Annotated in this window: 18 protein-coding genes; 14 read left to right on the top strand and 4 right to left on the bottom strand. The window is 30.4% G+C overall.

Annotated elements, in window-relative coordinates; translation table 11 throughout:
* Positions 1 to 6: 6 nt before the first annotated feature.
* Positions 7 to 843, bottom strand: coding sequence for an AlbA family DNA-binding domain-containing protein (locus tag C9J35_RS15700; RefSeq protein ID WP_167395990.1), 837 nt, complete (start codon positions 841 to 843; stop codon positions 7 to 9).
* A gap of 480 nt (positions 844 to 1,323) precedes the next feature.
* On the opposite strand from C9J35_RS15700, the gene C9J35_RS15695 reads away from it, so the two are divergent.
* Complete coding sequence (locus C9J35_RS15695) at positions 1,324 to 2,961, top strand: DUF2075 domain-containing protein (RefSeq protein ID WP_107925237.1); 1,638 nt, start codon at positions 1,324 to 1,326, stop codon at positions 2,959 to 2,961.
* Positions 2,962 to 2,997: 36 nt separating this feature from the next.
* Positions 2,998 to 3,303: a nucleotide pyrophosphohydrolase gene (locus tag C9J35_RS15690; RefSeq protein ID WP_107925236.1), complete on the top strand. Its 306-nt coding sequence runs from the start codon at positions 2,998 to 3,000 to the stop codon at positions 3,301 to 3,303.
* A 95-nt stretch (positions 3,304 to 3,398) separates the two neighbouring features.
* Here C9J35_RS15690 and C9J35_RS15685 read toward each other — a convergent pair whose 3' ends face one another.
* On the bottom strand, positions 3,399 to 3,752 hold the full coding sequence (locus tag C9J35_RS15685) for a helix-turn-helix domain-containing protein (protein WP_054767986.1): 354 nt from the start codon (positions 3,750 to 3,752) through the stop codon (positions 3,399 to 3,401).
* Positions 3,753 to 3,871: 119 nt separating this feature from the next.
* Between C9J35_RS15685 and C9J35_RS15680 the strand changes: the two genes are divergently transcribed.
* From C9J35_RS15680 to C9J35_RS15670, 3 genes are all read left to right on the top strand, one after another.
* Positions 3,872 to 4,183, top strand: coding sequence for a hypothetical protein (locus C9J35_RS15680; RefSeq protein WP_054767987.1), 312 nt, complete (start codon positions 3,872 to 3,874; stop codon positions 4,181 to 4,183).
* Positions 4,167 to 4,466 carry a hypothetical protein gene (locus C9J35_RS15675; protein ID WP_054767988.1) on the top strand — a complete coding sequence of 100 codons (300 nt, stop codon included), beginning with the start codon at positions 4,167 to 4,169 and terminating at the stop codon, positions 4,464 to 4,466. The genes C9J35_RS15680 and C9J35_RS15675 overlap by 17 nt, the downstream gene beginning before the upstream one ends.
* A 113-nt stretch (positions 4,467 to 4,579) precedes the next feature.
* Positions 4,580 to 5,545, top strand: a complete 966-nt coding sequence (locus C9J35_RS15670; protein ID WP_107925235.1) for a hypothetical protein — start codon at positions 4,580 to 4,582, stop codon at positions 5,543 to 5,545.
* A 179-nt stretch (positions 5,546 to 5,724) separates the two neighbouring features.
* Here C9J35_RS15670 and C9J35_RS15665 read toward each other — a convergent pair whose 3' ends face one another.
* Both C9J35_RS15665 and C9J35_RS15660 read right to left on the bottom strand, forming a co-directional pair.
* Positions 5,725 to 6,165 (bottom strand): hypothetical protein, encoded by a 441-nt coding sequence (locus tag C9J35_RS15665; protein ID WP_107925234.1) that lies wholly within the window; start codon positions 6,163 to 6,165, stop codon positions 5,725 to 5,727.
* Positions 6,166 to 6,209: 44 nt separating this feature from the next.
* Positions 6,210 to 7,196 carry a tyrosine-type recombinase/integrase gene (locus C9J35_RS15660; RefSeq protein ID WP_054767992.1) on the bottom strand — a complete coding sequence of 329 codons (987 nt, stop codon included), beginning with the start codon at positions 7,194 to 7,196 and terminating at the stop codon, positions 6,210 to 6,212.
* Positions 7,197 to 8,670: 1,474 nt separating this feature from the next.
* On the opposite strand from C9J35_RS15660, the gene C9J35_RS15655 reads away from it, so the two are divergent.
* The 9 genes from C9J35_RS15655 (at position 8,671) to C9J35_RS15620 (ending at position 17,309) form a co-directional block, all read left to right on the top strand.
* Positions 8,671 to 9,516, top strand: a complete 846-nt coding sequence (locus C9J35_RS15655) for an ATP-binding protein (RefSeq protein WP_107925232.1) — start codon at positions 8,671 to 8,673, stop codon at positions 9,514 to 9,516.
* A 64-nt stretch (positions 9,517 to 9,580) separates the two neighbouring features.
* Complete coding sequence (locus C9J35_RS15650) at positions 9,581 to 10,147, top strand: ArsR family transcriptional regulator (protein ID WP_153062965.1); 567 nt, start codon at positions 9,581 to 9,583, stop codon at positions 10,145 to 10,147.
* A gap of 144 nt (positions 10,148 to 10,291) precedes the next feature.
* Positions 10,292 to 10,660, top strand: a complete 369-nt coding sequence (locus C9J35_RS15645; protein ID WP_107925230.1) for a hypothetical protein — start codon at positions 10,292 to 10,294, stop codon at positions 10,658 to 10,660.
* 20 nt (positions 10,661 to 10,680) lie between these two features.
* Positions 10,681 to 10,806, top strand: coding sequence for a hypothetical protein (locus C9J35_RS24580; protein ID WP_255250348.1), 126 nt, complete (start codon positions 10,681 to 10,683; stop codon positions 10,804 to 10,806).
* Positions 10,807 to 11,184: 378 nt separating this feature from the next.
* The gene (locus tag C9J35_RS15640) at positions 11,185 to 12,156 is read left to right on the top strand and encodes a DUF8370 family protein (protein ID WP_107925229.1); all 972 of its coding nucleotides are present in this window, start codon (positions 11,185 to 11,187) and stop codon (positions 12,154 to 12,156) included.
* A gap of 766 nt (positions 12,157 to 12,922) precedes the next feature.
* Entirely contained in the window at positions 12,923 to 13,405 is a 483-nt protein-coding gene (locus C9J35_RS15635) for a TIR domain-containing protein (RefSeq protein ID WP_054767999.1), read from the top strand.
* A 77-nt stretch (positions 13,406 to 13,482) separates the two neighbouring features.
* The gene (locus tag C9J35_RS15630) at positions 13,483 to 15,531 is read left to right on the top strand and encodes a TIR domain-containing protein (protein ID WP_107925228.1); all 2,049 of its coding nucleotides are present in this window, start codon (positions 13,483 to 13,485) and stop codon (positions 15,529 to 15,531) included.
* A gap of 83 nt (positions 15,532 to 15,614) precedes the next feature.
* Entirely contained in the window at positions 15,615 to 16,442 is an 828-nt protein-coding gene (locus C9J35_RS15625; RefSeq protein WP_107925227.1) for a toll/interleukin-1 receptor domain-containing protein, read from the top strand.
* A 156-nt stretch (positions 16,443 to 16,598) separates the two neighbouring features.
* On the top strand, positions 16,599 to 17,309 hold the full coding sequence (locus C9J35_RS15620) for a hypothetical protein (protein WP_107925226.1): 711 nt from the start codon (positions 16,599 to 16,601) through the stop codon (positions 17,307 to 17,309).
* Positions 17,310 to 17,996 lie beyond the last annotated feature (687 nt).

Below are 17,996 nucleotides of genomic sequence, written 5' to 3'. Positions count from 1 at the left end.
AAATTTCTATTTATTTTTTAACTTCACTTTCCAAAGAAATTCTCCCTTAACAAGTAAAAATCCTTTGTGATAGATGGCAGTATACTCGTTATCATCAACATCGATTAATATTACTTTATATGTAAGTGTTTTTTGGGTAACTCCATCTTCATCAACTGCTAATGGAAAGCATTGTGATGAGGTGAAGCCAAAATGAAAGTCAGTTACAATTTCATCTTTAGGCGTTAATTTTAGTTGGAAGTCTGCGCCTTCGTGGTTGTCTTTTATCCCGTATAATCTATGCTCAGTTAGTTTAGTTTCACCTTCGTATATCTCTAAACAGCCCCATACGATTGTTGTTGTTTTATCAGTGTGGTTACTTAATCTACATTTTAACTCAGCGCAGCCTAATTCAGGTTTTGTTGCATATAAGAAGCCATCTGAAACCTGTAACTTCACTTGTCCCTCGTTGTACATTTTATCTAAATCCGCGCGGGTGGTGAAATCGTTTGTAGCACTGCGTCTGATTTTCATGAAGCCTTTATTTAAAGTGCCATATTGTTTCTTTAAAAGATAAGGCCGTTTTTCAGGTCTGATTTCTATTACATGAAATCGCTTTTCTTGATAGGAAATAGCATGCAACTTGAAGGATAAGAAAGGTTCTATGTTTTCGAAAATTAGTTGTTCAATTATAGACTGATCTGTGAATGAGTCTAGTCCAACCAAATCCTTAACACCCTTCTCCTCTTTAACACCACAGACAATATATTTAGAATTTTTACTGTGAGCATTCGCAAAAGCAATTACATCTGTAAGTAGGTCTACATAACGCTCTTTTACATAAAACGTCTTCTTAAAATCCAAAATTTCACTTTCATCTAAAGTTAATAAATGCTCGAATTGGTCCATATCCATATTGCATCATTCACTTTCTAATTATTATTCGATTAATCGCATTTTTTCTATATAATAGTAAGTATACTAAAAAAGAAATACGGAATGTAAAAATTATGAAAAAAGCAGGTAATTAGGAGTGCAACAACAAACAGGCTTAGATTTAGTTAACAGGTGAAATACAGCTGTTTAAAAACCTTAGTTTCCCTTTAAATATGGAAACTAAGGTTCTGTATTGGTGGATGCCAAAAGCAGGAATAAAAGATAAAAGCTATAACGAAATTATTAGTTTCTCAAAGTTGATGAAAAGAATTGATTATTTTTATAGGGTTTAATTTTATTAGTCATTGCAATGTATCTACAACTTTTACAGTTCAAAGTAGGATTTTTTAGAATGTATTAAAAAATATAATGAAGAAATTGTTTTACAAAGTGATAAGGAGTAAAGAAATGACAGCTATTGAAATTCTATCATGGCCATTTGTACAAGAAAGTATCAATCAAATCAACAACAAAGAACAGTATTTAAATTATCCAGTCATTTATGTTTTAAATGGCAAAAAAGAAGCTTATATTGGGGAAACTGTTTATTTTAAAAATCGTATGAAAGCTCATTTAAAATCACGTAAAAATATTAACCAAGTAAATTTGATTAAGCATGAACAGTTTAATCGTTCAGCAACGTTTCATCTAGAGACAAAGTTGATTAACTACTTTCTAGGTGATGAGAAATATACGCTTCAAAATAAAAGTAAAACGGCTAGCGATTTTTCCCACAACTACTACAACAAGTCTTACTATGATCAACAACTGTTTAAAGAACTTTGGCAAAAGCTATATGAAGAAAAGCTTGTCGACAATGAGCTGCATGTGATTGAAAACAAAGATATTTATAAATTATCTCCATTCAAAGAGTTATCTTTAGAACAACTTGAGTTAAAAGATAAAGTACTTGAATTTTGTGAGAGACAAGTAACTCAAAGCTCTAGTGAGTATGGAAGTCTATTAGTCATTGAAGGTGAAGCGGGCGTTGGTAAAAGCGTTGTCTTAAGTTCTATTTTCAACACCATTCAAGAAAGAGCAGAAGAAGCATCTTCAAACTTATATCGTACAGAAAATTATTTAGCCGTGAACCATGAGGAAATGTTTAAAACATATAAAAATATAGCTAAACAGGTGAAGCATTTAAAAGGGAAAAACTTTGCAAAGCCTACATCTCTGATTAATACGTTGCAAAAAGAGGAAAAAAAGGCTGATATTATTTTCGTTGATGAAGCGCATTTACTGTTAACAAAATCAGATACTTACAATAACTTCCATGGAAGTAATCATTTAGAGGAGTTGTTAAAGCTAGCGAAGGTAGTTGTCATCATTTATGATCAATACCAAGTGCTGAAACTGAAGAGCTTATGGGGAGCTGCAACATTAGAAGAGCTCAAAAAATTAAGCACTTTTCACGAAGAATACCAGTTAACAAACCAATTCCGTATGCAGGCGAATGATGACGTAATCAATTGGATTAACGAGTTTAAACATAAAAAATTAATGCCGCTTCCTAAAGATAATAACTATGAATTTAAAGTGTTTGAATCGATGAAAGACATGCATGATGAAATTAAAGCAAAAAATACAAAGCACGGTTTAAGTCGTGTTGTATCAACGTTTGATTACATACATAAAAAAGACGGTGGGACATACTCCGTGAAGGAATCAAATGGTGAGTATCAACTCCCATGGAATACAACAAGTACAAAATATACATGGGCTGAAAAAGCAGAAACTGTTCATGAAGCTGGTTCAATTTATACGATACAAGGCTTTGATTTAAATTATGTTGGGGTCGTACTTGGGCCATCTGTTCAATATGACGCTACTCAAGATGGAATCATCATTGATACGAGTAAGTATATGGATAAAGGTGCGTATACAGGTATGGACGGAATTGAAAATGTAAATGAAGCAAAGGAAAAAATCGTCCTAAACTCAATCAATATCTTGATGAAGCGCGGAATTAAGGGTCTGTTCATTTATGCAAGTGATGAAGCACTGCGCAATAAACTTTTAGAATATCAAAAAGTAGGTGAATAGCATGAGTGAGTTAGAGCAACTCTGTGAAAATATTTTTTGCAATTTCGAGACCAACGTAACTGGCAGCAATTCCATAATCCTAAGGATCTAGCGCTCTCCTTATCACTAGAAGCAAGTGAATTATTAGAACTATTTCAATGGAAAACGAGTGAGGAAGCGGTTGAAAAGAACTTAGATAAGATGAAGGAGGAGCTAGCGGATGTTTTGATTTATGCGATATTGTTTGCGAATGAGACGGATATGGACTTAATAAATATAATAAATAATAAACTTCAAAAAAATAATAGGAAATATCCTGTTGAAAAGTTTGCTGGAAAAAATACTAAATACAATGAGATATAAATATTAATACAAATATATAATATTCATCTAAAGAGCATTTAAAAAACCTTAGTTTTCGTTTAAATACGAGAAACTAAGGTTTTTCTTATGGGAAATTATCTGATATAGGGAAGTAACAGTACATATAATCCCTTTTTTTGTTCCTCTGATAAATTTTTAATTATATTAAATAATTCGTCATCTATATTTTCACTTTGTAGAGATTGATCTTGTGGAATCTTAATAGTTGTATCAACTTTGTTTTCCATTAATAAAAAGAATGAGCTAAGCGTTAGCCCAAATTGTTCGCAAATTTCACTTAACAGTGCATAATTCGCTTCCTGAATACCGCTCTCTATTCGTGAAATAGATGCTTGAGAAATATCTAATTTTTGAGCAAAATCGCTCATACTTAAATTATTTTCTTTGCGTAACGAACGTATTAACTGTCCTATTTGCAAGTTATTCATAAATGTTATTTCAACTCCACTTATATCGTTTAATTAATCGTACAGTTATTGTATTTTACAATCAATAGAAAATAAATTATACTTAAAATGTAAATATACATAATGGGTAAATAAGGGGGTTGAACGTTATCGGAAACTTTGAATCAGCACTTATTTTATTAATAGATGAAAGGATTGATGTGCTTTATCATAACAAAGTTTTTAGGAATCACCAAAATGAAATGGTTAAAGATGTTAAACAGAAATTATCCAAAACTCTTTCAGGCATAAGTGAAATAGAAGTTAAAGAGATTTCTGAGTCGATACAGATATCAATTCTTAATTATCAGCACTTATTATTTCAAGATATATACAAGCAAGGCTTTTTAGATGGGATTGTACTCAGAGAAAAGATACCGGGGGGATCGATAAACGATGAAAGCACTTTTTAAAGGTCAACTCACGATGGATGTATACAAAATTGTAGAGAGTTTAGAGGATGAAGAAGCTACTCGAAATTTAGCACATGAAGATATTACATCTGAATTGTTTAAAGAACTAAGGACATTAGTCGAAGCAAAAGGCTATCGCGTTCCTTACGTGGGGATAAATTTAGAATATGAGGGTGAACCTACTAAACAATATGAATCAATAGTAAATAAAGCTATTAATGAAGCAAGGCATCGTGAAATTTATATTCGTGGAAAAGGAACTATAACACATATAACTTTTTAATTTATAGCATTTAATGTTGCTGTTTTTGGGGTTCAAAATTACTTCTAAAAAACTGCTTTTTCTATAATTGTAAATTCAATATTGAAATCCTTGTATTGTAAGGGGTGACGCAGTTGAATAAAGACAACATAGAAATCGGAAAAATAAAAACATTATTTTCCAAAGATAAAATTTATAATGCTTTAAAAAAGTATAGTGATCAAGAAGAAGTGCTTTTTCCGGAGTTTTTAAAAACTTTAAGTGTTAAACAACTGTATACATTTGTAGAAGTCTCGAAGATTCTTAAAATAAATGATAGTAGTTTACTTTATTACATTACAAAGTTATGTAAATTTAAATATCTTGATGATCAAAGAATGGGGCGAAATTATAATTTTGATTATATAAGTATTTATAAATTGTATTTAGTACAACAATTTTTAAAGAGACAAGGAAAAAATATGAATAATGTTAAGCTTTTGTTATATGAAAGCACTGATGATTCTCAAAAAGAAATTAATTTAACGAAGAATAGCATAAAAAAGTTAGAACAATATATTAGTTACCTTATTACATGTGAAATAGGAAATATACAAACAAAAGAAGAGGTTCAAGCATTATATAAGAAAATTAAGATATTTGAAATAAGAATAGTGTCTTGGATTGAAAATCAGGAAGAAATTTTTAAAATAGAGAATTCTTTATATACATTGCAAAAGAAAGTTGTTGAGATAAACGATGAATTAAATAAATGTGCGAGGAAATTACTTTATCTTGAAAGTGATTTTAATATTATGTTGTTGAAAAATGACTATAATTTGCAAATAAAAGAATTTAAAGAGGTTATTAAAAAAGCAAAGAAAAGCATATTTAATAGGTTTTTAAGTAACCGTGAATCAGATATAGGGGAAAGAATATGTACAGCAAATTTAAGTAAACTGCTTTTAGATTTGAGAAACGAAATTTTTATTGAACAAGAACACAAAAGTAATTTAGAAAAAGAACTTTTCTTTGTATATAAAGAAATAGAGAGAGAAACTATTAAGAAAATGGAGTATATTGAAAGAAATAGAGAGTTTATAAATTCTTTTTTATCATAAGCATTGTATGTGCGGAATTTTCAAATTCACTTGGATTAAATATGAAACCAGAAACAGTTGAGATTGATATTACTAAAGAAGATGATGAGCATTGTAAGGTGAGAAGAGAGGGAGAGAATTTCCTCTCTTTATGTTTTGTATAATTAGGTTCTATTTATATAATGCTTCTGAATGAATATTTAATTTTGACTATAGTATTTCATTAAAAGTTCTGTTTCTACCTGCATTGATTTGTTTAAAGTTCTTTCTACTTCTAGTAGCCAGCCTTTATAGCGGCGCGAAAAGTCTACTTTTCGAAAAGTAAAAGGATATAAGTCTGTTAACATTTCGTCTTTTATAATTTCTAGAACAAATTCAATTTCTAAATCCCCTGGTAAATCTAAGATAAATACTTTATAATGTGTTCCTCTTTCAGCATTGTAGCCTTCTCTTATTGAATGCTTACGTAATCCATTTCCCTCAACTTTACGTCGCCATGCTCCAATTGCTTCTTTTAATCGTTGAGTTTCAGTTTTTAATGAGTGTTCTAACGAAATAATTTTTTTATTTAGTTCTACAATTTGTTCATTTTCTTCATATTGATTTAGTATTTTAACCACATCCTTTGATATTTTAAACATTATAGCTACGTAAAATGATATTTATAGAGTACTCACAACAAATTTTATTCAGCTAAATAAATTCGTGTAACATCTTCACGGTTATGACCAATTAATTTAGAGACTGCTAATCGTGCATTCTCTTCGTTATAGCCTTTCTCAATGAATAGTTCATATTGCTCTTTTGCATAGGCATGTCTAAAGCTATGCATTGTAATTTCAACACCGCTTGGGCGTGGATTGAATGGATCTAATATTTTATGGCGACTATTCCTGATAAAATCTTGCGCACGTTGAATCACTTGATGTGCTTTTTGATCTGGCGGTACAAAAAGTTTCTCTCCGCGATTGACCTGTTGCATTGCATCTTGTAAAACGCTAATAGATTGTACTTGTAAGGGAATTTGTCGTATTAGTCCCCCTTTTCCTTTAACAGTTAGAAAACCTTCACGTAATGCTTTTTCAGCATCTGCACGGCTTAATCTAACCGCTTCATGTACACGTAAGCCTTGCTCACGACATAGCATAATAATGAGTGCGAGTGAAGGAGTTCTAGATTGTTGTGCAAGTGTTACTAAAGCTTGATATTCTAGTTCAGTAGGACGACGGTCAACTCGACCAAAGCGTCTTCTTTCTAAATGGAATTCGTTATAATTTTCGCTTAACGTTTGATTGCTACTCAATTGATAACGGGTATTCGGGATTTGGTCATGAAAATATCTTATAGCTGCTAAATCATTTTTAATTGTAGAAGCGGATTTGCCTTCGCTTTGTCGTTCGATTACATAATCTACAAGATGCTTATTTTGAATATTAGCAAGTGTTTTTAAATTATAGTTGTCCGCTACGAAGCGGCAAAATAAGTCCATATGATTGTAGTATTGAGGTAGTGTTTTATTCACACTGACTCCTTTTCCATGTCTAGCAATTTTATTTAATTGGAGTATCAAGTTTAAATAGGTTCCTTTATTGCTCACATCTTTATTAGTAGATATGGCCAGGCGAATCTCTCTTTCTGTTTTAATCCATCCTCGATTTCCGATAACAAGCATTCCTTTCTTCATAACTTTATAAAAAAGGGCAGACTCCGCCCATGTAGTGAAATTTGCCTATCTTTATGAAATTTATATAGAAGGGTGTTGGAAAAGCATGAAATAACAAGCATTCCTACCTTATAATCCATACTGTCTATATGGTGTTATATAAATTATTGATTTTCATAAAGATAATGAAAGTGTTAAGTAATACATTTGCACAACTTTAAGCATCCGTGCTTAACGCTAAAGTAGCGGGTGCAACTCACTTATGCTTGCTCTAAAGCAAGATTCACCTAAAAGGTAAGAAGTGAGGTCAATGTCCGCAGACAAAAATCCAATGACTAAATGTAACAAGTAACCTACTTTTAAAAGTAGTCGCTAATGCACTTGGCAATATTTCCGTCACTCCTGCCCATAGAGTGCTAGCCCCTTATATTTTTAGGTGTACTACCACCATTTAATATTTATCTCCAAGCTAATTTTGAGATAAGGTATTTGGAACAACTGGTATCGAGCAACAGCTATGTGATCCAGACCAAATCAGAGGTAGGCAACAGCACGATCTGAAATTGGATTTTTTCTTTATATAAAACGCTGTGTTGATTCTGTTAGAGCAAAAAATCAGCGTTCTTTTTTGCTCTATATTACAAAGATTGGTGGGGTAAAATGCCAACTAGAAAAAATAATTGAATTGTTCAATATATAGAAAAATGCTCAAAAGTGAGCAGAGGATATTTTTAGGGGCTTTCAATAAAAATTGAGTTTTAAATAAAAGGAAAAAAATTAAGTGGTTTTCAGTCCAAGAGACCGTATAAAATTTTTTGATAGATAAAAATAAATGAACAAAAGAAGGATTTTTATATATGATAGCAGTTGATTTATTCTATTTGAATAGATGTAAGTGGATTTCTGGTAATAAAATTCGGATTTATTGTTTATTAGAGTAGTTTATTTTTCATTTAATTTAACAATACCTTCAAATCACTATATCAAATTGAAAAATGGTAACCATTAAAAGTAACCAACACGAAAAAATCTTTATATACTATTTAGTGGTCACATCAATACAGGGCTTGTATATGAGGCTACCGCCAGTATAAAGGTTCGTTACGTTTTATCGACACTAATATTGGTTACTCATATTAGAAACCAGATTATGAGTAGGGTAAAATGACCAGCCTTACAATATATTGAAATATCTTGTATCCACTGCTAATGTTAAAAAGCAATCCACCTTTTTCTAAATTACCTTTTTTTAATTATCACCGATACATAAACTTCACTTAAAGATAGAACTATTTCAAAGCAGGGGGGATTTCATTGCGAGCATTCAGAATTCGATTCATAAAGTGATTAGAGATTTTTTTATTAATTTTTCAAGATAAAAACACAAAAATTGTATTTTTTTGAATTTCATTACTTAATGTTTGTTGAATTGAACTATTGACTGTTATGATGGTATCACTATCTCATTTGGGGGGCTAAAAGCTTGGAAATATTATTGCCGAATATAGTAAGCTCAATTGCTAGTATTGATAGTTTCAATCAGCAAGTATATGCAGCAATTGATAAAAATTATAAAAAAATAAAAATTAATGCTTCAAACTTAACTTTTATAACTCCATTAGGAATGGTAAGCTTGGTACTTGCTATACAAAATTTAAATAAATTTATGGATGTACATTTAGATCTAAACGGCTGCCAGAATGTATCGTATCTTGAAAGGTTAAATTTTTTTAAAAATTTACCTTCAAATATATTAAGAGATTATCATATAGAGGAATTCGAGTTAAGGAATAGAAATGATACAAGCTCAATTTTATTAGAAATTTTACCATTAAAAACAGAAGAGGATGTTGAATGTATGACAGACTCTATTTTTAAAATATTTACTCAAAATAATTTATCGAAAAAAATTGCTAATAATATAATGAACATTACAACGGAACTAGGTACAAACATTCTTCATCATAGTGAGGGGAATGGGTATGTAACAATTCAATTATATAAGACTTCTAATAAAATTCGTATAGGCATTGCCGATGATGGAGTGGGTATTATACAAAAATTTAAAACTAAGGAAAATTCCTTCGTTGCTCAACACGAGATTTTAAGAAAGGCTTTTATGGTAAACGAAAGTACAAGAGAATCTTCCGGTGGTATGGGATTGAATAATATGCGAATAAATTCTTTTGCTGATAGTTTTAAAAGTACTAGGCTGTTATTGAAGACAGGTAATAATATATACGATATTTTAAGTCGAGATATTCATATTTTTAAAACGACATCAACGTATCCAGGTACTTACTACGATTTTTGTATAGAAGTAGCTTGACAATAATTAAAAAGTATAATAAGGTTAATTTAACGTTTTCAAATCTAGAATTGAAATCAAAGGGGTGATTATTATTAATGCGGTATCACTTTGTCCGGAGTTGATAAGTAATAAGTACCTTATTAGTAGAATAAAAGTAGCACCAATTAAAGAGGAAATTATTAAAATAATTTCACATGCAGATACCAACACAGTTTTTTACTATGATTTTAAGGATGTTCAAGCTATAAATAGCTCTGGAGTAGATGAATTGGTTAGTAAAGTAATTAAGCATTTATGTGAATATGAAAAAGATAAATATCTTTATTTTATCAATCTTAATAATCAGGATCATGAGCATGCTTATAATATTGAAACAACTTTACACGGCACAAAATTAGCGATTGTTGAAAAAGACGCCAATGGAAAAGCGAACTTTATCGGTGATATTTCTGACACGCATAGTAAAATTTTAGACCAGGTATACTTACTAAAAATGACTACTGCTAGAGATATAGCTGATTTACTAAACAAACAACCGAATTTAATTAGCACACATCTAAATTCACTCTACAAGCAAAGATTAGTTAAACGAGTTGAGGAACCTTTGATAGAGGGTGGAAGACAATTTGTATATAAAAGTATTTTTTAGGGAAGGAAACTTCCTTAAAAATCTCTATAGGTTTCAATTTTTAAATTGAAACCAATTTTAAAATACTGTTTTCAATTTTTTTTTTGAAAATGAAAGGGGGTGAGTAAGATAAGTATCAACAACAAATCATATGGGGCAATAGTTTTGGTAATTACCGGAATGCTAATTTTACTTTTTTCTAATCAGTATTTTGCAAATGTGCATGCTGAAAATGTTCAAAGAGCAATTGAAATAATTTTTAGTGAAAATGCTAAGGAACTGTCAATATTTTGGTTTTTAACACTACTGGGAGCAGCACTAGAATTATCAGGAGTAATATTAATGTTAAAAGTGACTTGGGAGTCTATTAAATATTCGTACTATGAATATAGTATTGGATTACATGTTGTAATATCAATCATAGTATTTGCAGGAGCTTTTGCAACAATTTTCTATGCATTAAAAGCTGTTATTGGAATCTTATTAATTGCTGTAGTAGGAATAGCATTATTAATTGGAGATAACAAAAAGTGATAATTTGAGGGGGTGCAGAGATGAAAAGACATTCAGGTGGGAAAGTGGGAAAAGCCGGAAGAACGTTAAGCAGCAAAAAAAGTTCAAAAAAACAAAAAAGCGGAGCTGCTAAAGTCTTGAAGAAACATCAAGATGAAAAACATTAAAAGCTTAAATGCCGGCAAACATTTAAGCTTTCAATGAATGGAGCAATTTTATCTTGATTGACGGCAATCAATTAAGGTATATCACTCTAAGGGTTGTTTTTATAACTGTATTTATAATTTTAGTTTTCTTTTTAAATAAATTCAACTACATATTTAGAGTATGCTCCTAATTAAATCTATAAGGGAGTGATCGTGATGTGTAAAATAACACCTCATTTTCGTTGTGCGCACATGGTGAGAGGCCATTTTAGAAATACTCGATACGGTAGAATATGGATAGGACCACATGAACGTGCAGCAACGGTTGTTAATGACCATTGTATTTGGGATTAAGTCGTAGGGCAGTTTACTGCCCTATAATAAATTGGGGGTAGAATTATGAGATTTTCTAAGTATTTTTGTTTAAATAATTCATCACAAAAAGATTTGAGTTTTATAGATATTCGGGTTGATTGGGATAATAAATTATTTATTGACCCAACTCGTATTGAAGCTGAAACAGATACGTTTTCAGCAGAATGTGACAGTATTATTCTAGACTTTTTCAATACTGTATTAGATTTATATGGAGTAAAAAATATAGATGAAGCTAGGAGTAACTTGGTATATTCTGGTGAATCCAATGAATTGTTTTTAGGATATACTGAAGGGTTTCCTCAAGGTACAGGCAATAGTGAGGAAGAGTTAGCTGAAATATTCAACTATATTCACATTAAAGAATTAATTTCAAAAGGTTTAATTGGTCGTATAGAAGACTTGCATGTATTTATTGATAAATTTGGTTGCGATAAAATGTCCGATTTAATTGCAAGTTTAATTAAGAAAAAATTAGTTGAATATACTGTCCAACAAAGTGAGAAATATAATATAAAAAGAGATTTTGAGTTAACAAAAAAATATTGGAATCACCATACACATCAATGGGACGAATTTACGGAATACGTGCCTAGTATAAAAGGGCATGGTGGGAGAGATTTTCCTGTCGTGCTTGTACCAAAAAGGTATGTAGTGACTTCGTACTTATATGATGCAGGAAAGTATTGGGGAAAGATAGTCAGCCGAAGTAGGCAAGATTTTCATAAGATAGAAAGAACTACTCTCTATATTAATAAGGCTAATAGTAGAGGACAACTTAACAAAAAGGATATTTGGGAGCATGAGTCTCAAGGTAGGAGTTTAAAAGAATACCTTATAGATTATACGATTGATGATTTGAATGCTATAAATAGATTTAGACAAGGAATAAAAAATACTCAAAGATCAAATGAAAATAATGCTTTAAGTGATGAGGAAATAGACTTTATTATTAATGAGTCTTTAGGGAATTATTCGTTAAAATCAATTATTTAGTAATTATGAAATAGCCTTTCTGATATGTTCCCCATTAGGTAGACAGATGAAAAATAAAATCTGTTTATTTAATGGAGTGTATTTTTGTGGCTAAAAGTAAATATTCAAAAGATGAAAAATAAGTGTGAGAAGTATTATTTACATAAGATGTCTAAATTCATTTTTATAATCACGATCGTTACCAGAAACGGTTAAACGGCCAAAGCCCTTTAGAATTCAATGCTTAGGCTGCTTAACGTATTTAAATTATTTCCACTGTCTACTTGAATGGGAGAAGTTCACTTTCCAGACAGCTATTATTGTTTTTTGAAATGTTGCCTTTTTAACAAAAGTTTTTCAACACTGGATGCGTGCTAAACAAAAGTAGTTTGAAACCATCTTCCCCATCTAAGTTTCGTTTTATTCTCTAAAGATATATGTGTTGTTGGTTAAGCGTTAACCTCTTACTTGTAATATATTAAGATTATTATAGGCTAAACTAACTATTTCGTGATTTTGTAAATTACTTTTCATCAGAGTTTTAACGATCGGAAGTGAAAATAAAAAACGAAGTGAAATTTTTTACTTCATCTTTGAACTCTAACTATTTACATGAACATTATTGCTTAGGGAAACAGTTTAAGGGAATATATTATTATTAAAATCATCCTAACTTTAAGGAATTTACAATACATAAAATATATATATATATTTGTAATTTATTGGTGGTATAATAATAGTATCATCCTAGATTCACTTTCTGATTTTAATACTTGGAGGGAAATACATGGCACATAAAGTTTTTGTAAGTTATCATCATGCGAATGACCAGGCTAAAGCAGATTACTTGAGAACTGCATATGGTAAGGATAATACACTTATTGATAGATCACTTCCTGCAGAAGTTGATAGTGATGATAATGATTATATCCTTTCACTAATTAGAACTAATCATTTAAAAGATTCAACAGTAACTATAGTTTTAATTGGAAGTGAAACTTCTAAAAGAAAATGGGTTGATTGGGAGATATATTCTTCCCTTAGACCTTATGGCAGTCGAAGTCGTAATGGTCTGTTAGGAATTTATTTACCAACAGCCGGTGATACACCAGCACGTTTACAAGATAATATTGACAGTGGGTATGCAGTAACAATGAACTGGAGAGATTTATCAACTAAGTTAGATTCTAAGATTGAAGAAGCTTTTAATAATCGTTCTAAAGGGGAATTGGTTCGTAATTCTCGGGAAAGAAGAAAACGAAATAGCTAGTAAAGTATAAGACCATTCTAATTTAAGAAATGGTCTTATGCTTTTGAAAAAATAGGAAAAATTAGGAGGTGTAATAAATGGCTGATATAATAAATCCTTTAAATATTTTTATTGCTTGGCATTCGTCCTTTGAAAACGGGAGAAATTTGGCTAATTCGATATTTTCTTATTATAATCATGACATCAATAATCCACTATCTCGCGGAATTGGAATACCCGTCTTCTTTAGAACAGGTCAAACACCATTAAATATTGATTTAACTAATGCCGAATATAATGCAGTTATATTATTAGTGGATGATAATATGGTTATTGATAAACAATGGGAGAAATACATAGAAGAAATTTTCATGCAAGTAGAAAAATTTAACGCCAAAAGTATAATATTGCCTATAGCTATTTCTGATAATGCTTTTAAACTTTCTAATAGGCTTCCTACAAAAAACTTTATTAGATTATATGATGTTGATTCTAAAAAAGAGGATTTTCTATTAAGTAGAACTACTCATGAATTATGTAGATTACTTTACAATATTGATAGAATAAATCATGAAACTACTGATGAACAAAAAAGTCCCCCACCATTAAAGCTTTTTATCAGTCATGCAAAAGAAGATGGTGTGGTTGTTGCGAAAAAACTAAGTGACTATATGCAGAGTCAATCTCCCGTTAAAACTTTTTTTGATGCAAATGATATTGCTATTGGGTATGATTTTCCAGAAGAAATAGAATTAAATATCCAAACGTCTGTCTTACTAGTAATTCACACGGATAAATATTCTACTAGAGAATGGTGTAGGAGAGAGATATTATTAGCAAAAAAAAATAATCGACCAATAATTGTTGTTAATTTATATGAAGAAGGAGAAGAACGTATTTTTCCGTACTTAGGAAATCTAAAAACAATAAGATTCAATAAAGATTTAGAAGATAAGATAATGTATGAAAAAATAATTCTGATTACATTGAAAGAAACATTAAGATATAAATATCATCAAATGTTTGTAATTTATCTAACAAAAAAATTCTATATTAACCAAGTTGAAATTATCTCCCAGCCTCCTGAACTGTTATCATTAATAAAATTGAATAGTAGTGTAAATAAATTAACAATTTATCCTGATCCTCCACTTAGCGAAGAAGAAATAGATATAATTACAGGGGTTGCAGATGATATGCAATTTTATACACCAACCTATATACCTTTATTAAAGGAAAAAGGTGAGTATGAAATTCATGAATTGTCATTTTTAGATGGTCTTAATGTGGGAATTTCTATTTCAGAAAGTCGAAACATTAAAGAGTTAGGTTTTGAACATATTCATTTACAAGATGCACTTGTAGAATTCACCAGATATCTGTTGGCTAGTGGTGCCTCAATTTCTTATGGTGGAGATGTTAAATATGACACTGAATTCAATTTTGCCAATATTTTATTCGATTTAGCGACCAATTATCAACAAGAACATAAAAGGCCTTCTGATCAAATAACAAACTATGTTTCTTACCCGATTTATACACAAATTTCTACTAATTTATTAGCTAAGTTAAGTGATGTTGCTAGATTTATTAATGTAGAACCCCCAGAAGGTTTAGTAGGCAATCATGATAAAATTTATAAGGGAGAAACTATAGAAGATTTATATGTTTGGTCCAGAAGTCTTACTTTAATGCGTCAGAGAATGAATAATGATATTAATGCTAGGATTATATTAGGAGGAAAGTTAATTGGTTATAAAGGGACAATGCCAGGAGTAGTTGAGGAAGCGTATCTCGCATTTTTACATAAAAAGCCTGTTTATTTAGTTGGTTCTATGGGGGGGGCATCTAAAGTTATTATAGATGCCATAAGTGGGGGAAAACCGGAAGAACTCACTGAGGATTATCAATTTATGAATGTTAAATATAAAGAATTATATACACAATATAATGAACTAGCAGAGCAAAATAAATTAGAATTAATAAATTACGAAAAATTGATTTCCTTCTTTAATGATGTAGGAATTGAAGGATTAAACAATGGTTTAAGTATTGAGGAAAATAAAAAGCTATTTAAATCTACTAATACCACAGAAATGATAAGTTTAGTATTAAAAGGATTGATGGCTATTAATCATCAAAATTAAAACTAATAAATATTTATTAAAACGATAAATGAAAATAGAATTTAGTACACTAAAATCTTATATTTTAGGAGGAATTAATTACATTGAATAGAGATTTTATTTGGGAAGGGGATTACGGAAATAGATCCCATTTAATACCGATTTTAAAAGAAATTTTGGAAAAACAAAATGCCAATTCTCTTCAGATGGTACAGGCTTTTATTAATAATAATCCGTATACATTAGAATTTTATTTGGTTTTAAGCTATGACAGTCCTGAAGAACAGCATATTGCAGAAATGATTGCAATGTTACAAAATGCTGATTTAATTTATAGACCGGATATAACACACAATGAACTATTTAGTGAATTTGGAAATAGAAGATTTAATTCTTCTACTTTCGTGAATGGTGGAGATTTAGAGATAAGATTTTCACACCTTTTTGTCTTTGTTGAGAAGAAAGAGTTAAGGGAACAAGGATATAAGTTTTCGGGTCCCCTAGGTAGAGATATGCCTGTTTTTTTAAGTCACCAATCTAAAAATAAAGAAGAAATTGAGGAATTAATCCCATATCTTAATGGGGAGGGACTCCCAATTTGGTTCGATAAATATAATATAGACTATGGAGAATCTATAGTTGAAGAAGTCGAAAAAGGGATAAAAAGTTCAGGGGCTGTGGTCTTTTGGATAACAAAAGACTTTATAGAATCGGATTGGTGTAAGAAAGAATTAAAAGATTTTTTAAATCGGTATAATTATAAAAAAGATATTCTTATTATTCCAGTAATTTCAGATGATGTAGAAATCGAAGAATTGAACAGTATTTCTGATTTGAAATATATAAAAAATACAAATGAAGAATTAAATTTGATTGCTAAAGATATAGTACCTAGGATTAAGAAATTTTATAATGAAAATTTTAAAAGGTGATTCTCTTTCTATGAAATGATTTGCTGCGAGCTACAGAAAAAAACTTTGCGGATCCTAATTTGTTAGAATTAAGAATATAGTTATATGCAAAGCTGCTTATTTCTAAATTCAAATGAAAAGTAATATAAAATTAAACTTGAAAATGAGGAATTGATAATGTCGTGGGGAATAAAGAAGAAAAAAAGGAGGAATAAAACTATTTATTTAATACTTAGTTTTGTATTTTTGTTGCTATTTTTTATTTGTTTATTAATTCATTTTTATAAATCTTATTCACCTGGGAATATTACTATAAATGCTCCATTTGGATTGGGAACATATGAATTTAGTAAAGCAGAGCTCTCCCAAAAAGAATTAGATATTTCATGGAAATTGTATGTGGAATTAAGTACTAGAAAAGCAGCCATTCCAATTGATGCGGATAACGACATTATTACTGAAATATATGATTCGTGGTATGAATTATTTAAATCTACTAGAGGATACTTACTTGAATTATCATCTGAAGATCTCGAAGGGAATGATAATGCTCAACAGATTGTGAGTTTATCCCTTAATGTATTAAATCAAGGTTTACGACCGCATTTAACTGAATGGCATGGGAAATATAGAAAGTGGTATGAATCGGCATTACAAAATCCAGATTATAAAGATTTATCCCCTCAAGAAATTCAAAAGAAATATAAAAACTATGATGAATTAATGAAATCAATAGAGGACGTGAACAGAAACTTAATAGTATATGCAGAAGAATTGAAAAAATTTTCCATGGAAGAACCACTAAATTTCCCCACTAAAATCATTACTAAAATAATTGACAAGGTGGAGGACCTTGATTATTCTGAAGAAAAGTCAAATATAAAATAACTTCAAATTTAATGGGAATTTCGAAAATAGAATGGAGCATACCTTGTGATTGTGTTGCCACATACACTCCATACATGTGGAGTGTGTCTCACAACTCATTTTAACTGTACATTAAGTAATTTTCATTTTCACGTTCGTTTGCTTTTCATACAGCTGAGTTTTCTTAGTTTGTAGTTCCTTAATGTTATTATCTGTTAAATTACTATACTCGACCAATTTTTCTTTCGAGATAATATTGTAAGTGAACAAATTTTAAAGATAGGTTAAGGAAAAAGAATGCCTCCGTAAGCAAAAAAATTAGTTTTTTTCTTATTTCGGGTCAAACTGTGGGTCAGGCTTTAAAACAGGTGCTGAAAAACCATTGTAAACACTGGTATTTCAGCACTTTTTATATTTTCCGTTTCAAGACCCGCCGTCTCCATACATTGGAAACAATAGAGTTTCAAAAAGTGTGATTTTAAGGTAAGCCCGTAATCAAATAACGCATATAATCATTCAAGCACCTCCGGTACGATAGACGTATCAAATGAAGGAGATGCTTTCTTATGCCGATTACCAAGCTAACAATTGTCCCCGTGACACTAAATCCTATCACTGATGAATCTTCACCTATCATGCCAACAAAAAATACCCCTGGTCCGAGCTGTGTCATCAAAACAGCGAGTGCTGAAATTTCCTTCTTCAATG

The sequence above is a fragment of the Lysinibacillus parviboronicapiens genome (assembly GCF_003049575.1).
GTDB lineage: Bacteria > Bacillota > Bacilli > Bacillales_A > Planococcaceae > Lysinibacillus > Lysinibacillus parviboronicapiens.
Note: the sequence above shows the minus strand (reverse complement) of the source record. Positions and strands in the feature narration are given on the sequence as shown.

Excerpts from the sequence above, each read along its gene's own strand:
- C9J35_RS15695 (WP_107925237.1), top strand. The coding sequence starts at position 1,324 with ATGACAGCTATTGAAATTCTATCATGGCCATTTGTACAAGAAAGTATC.
- C9J35_RS15685 (WP_054767986.1), bottom strand. The coding sequence starts at position 3,752 with ATGAATAACTTGCAAATAGGACAGTTAATACGTTCGTTACGCAAAGAA.
- C9J35_RS15675 (WP_054767988.1), top strand. The coding sequence starts at position 4,167 with ATGAAAGCACTTTTTAAAGGTCAACTCACGATGGATGTATACAAAATT.
- C9J35_RS15665 (WP_107925234.1), bottom strand. The coding sequence starts at position 6,165 with ATGTTTAAAATATCAAAGGATGTGGTTAAAATACTAAATCAATATGAA.
- C9J35_RS15660 (WP_054767992.1), bottom strand. The coding sequence starts at position 7,196 with ATGCTTGTTATCGGAAATCGAGGATGGATTAAAACAGAAAGAGAGATT.
- C9J35_RS24580 (WP_255250348.1), top strand. The coding sequence starts at position 10,681 with ATGAAAAGACATTCAGGTGGGAAAGTGGGAAAAGCCGGAAGAACGTTA.
- C9J35_RS15640 (WP_107925229.1), top strand. The coding sequence starts at position 11,185 with ATGAGATTTTCTAAGTATTTTTGTTTAAATAATTCATCACAAAAAGAT.
- C9J35_RS15635 (WP_054767999.1), top strand. The coding sequence starts at position 12,923 with ATGGCACATAAAGTTTTTGTAAGTTATCATCATGCGAATGACCAGGCT.
- C9J35_RS15630 (WP_107925228.1), top strand. The coding sequence starts at position 13,483 with ATGGCTGATATAATAAATCCTTTAAATATTTTTATTGCTTGGCATTCG.
- C9J35_RS15620 (WP_107925226.1), top strand. The coding sequence starts at position 16,599 with ATGTCGTGGGGAATAAAGAAGAAAAAAAGGAGGAATAAAACTATTTAT.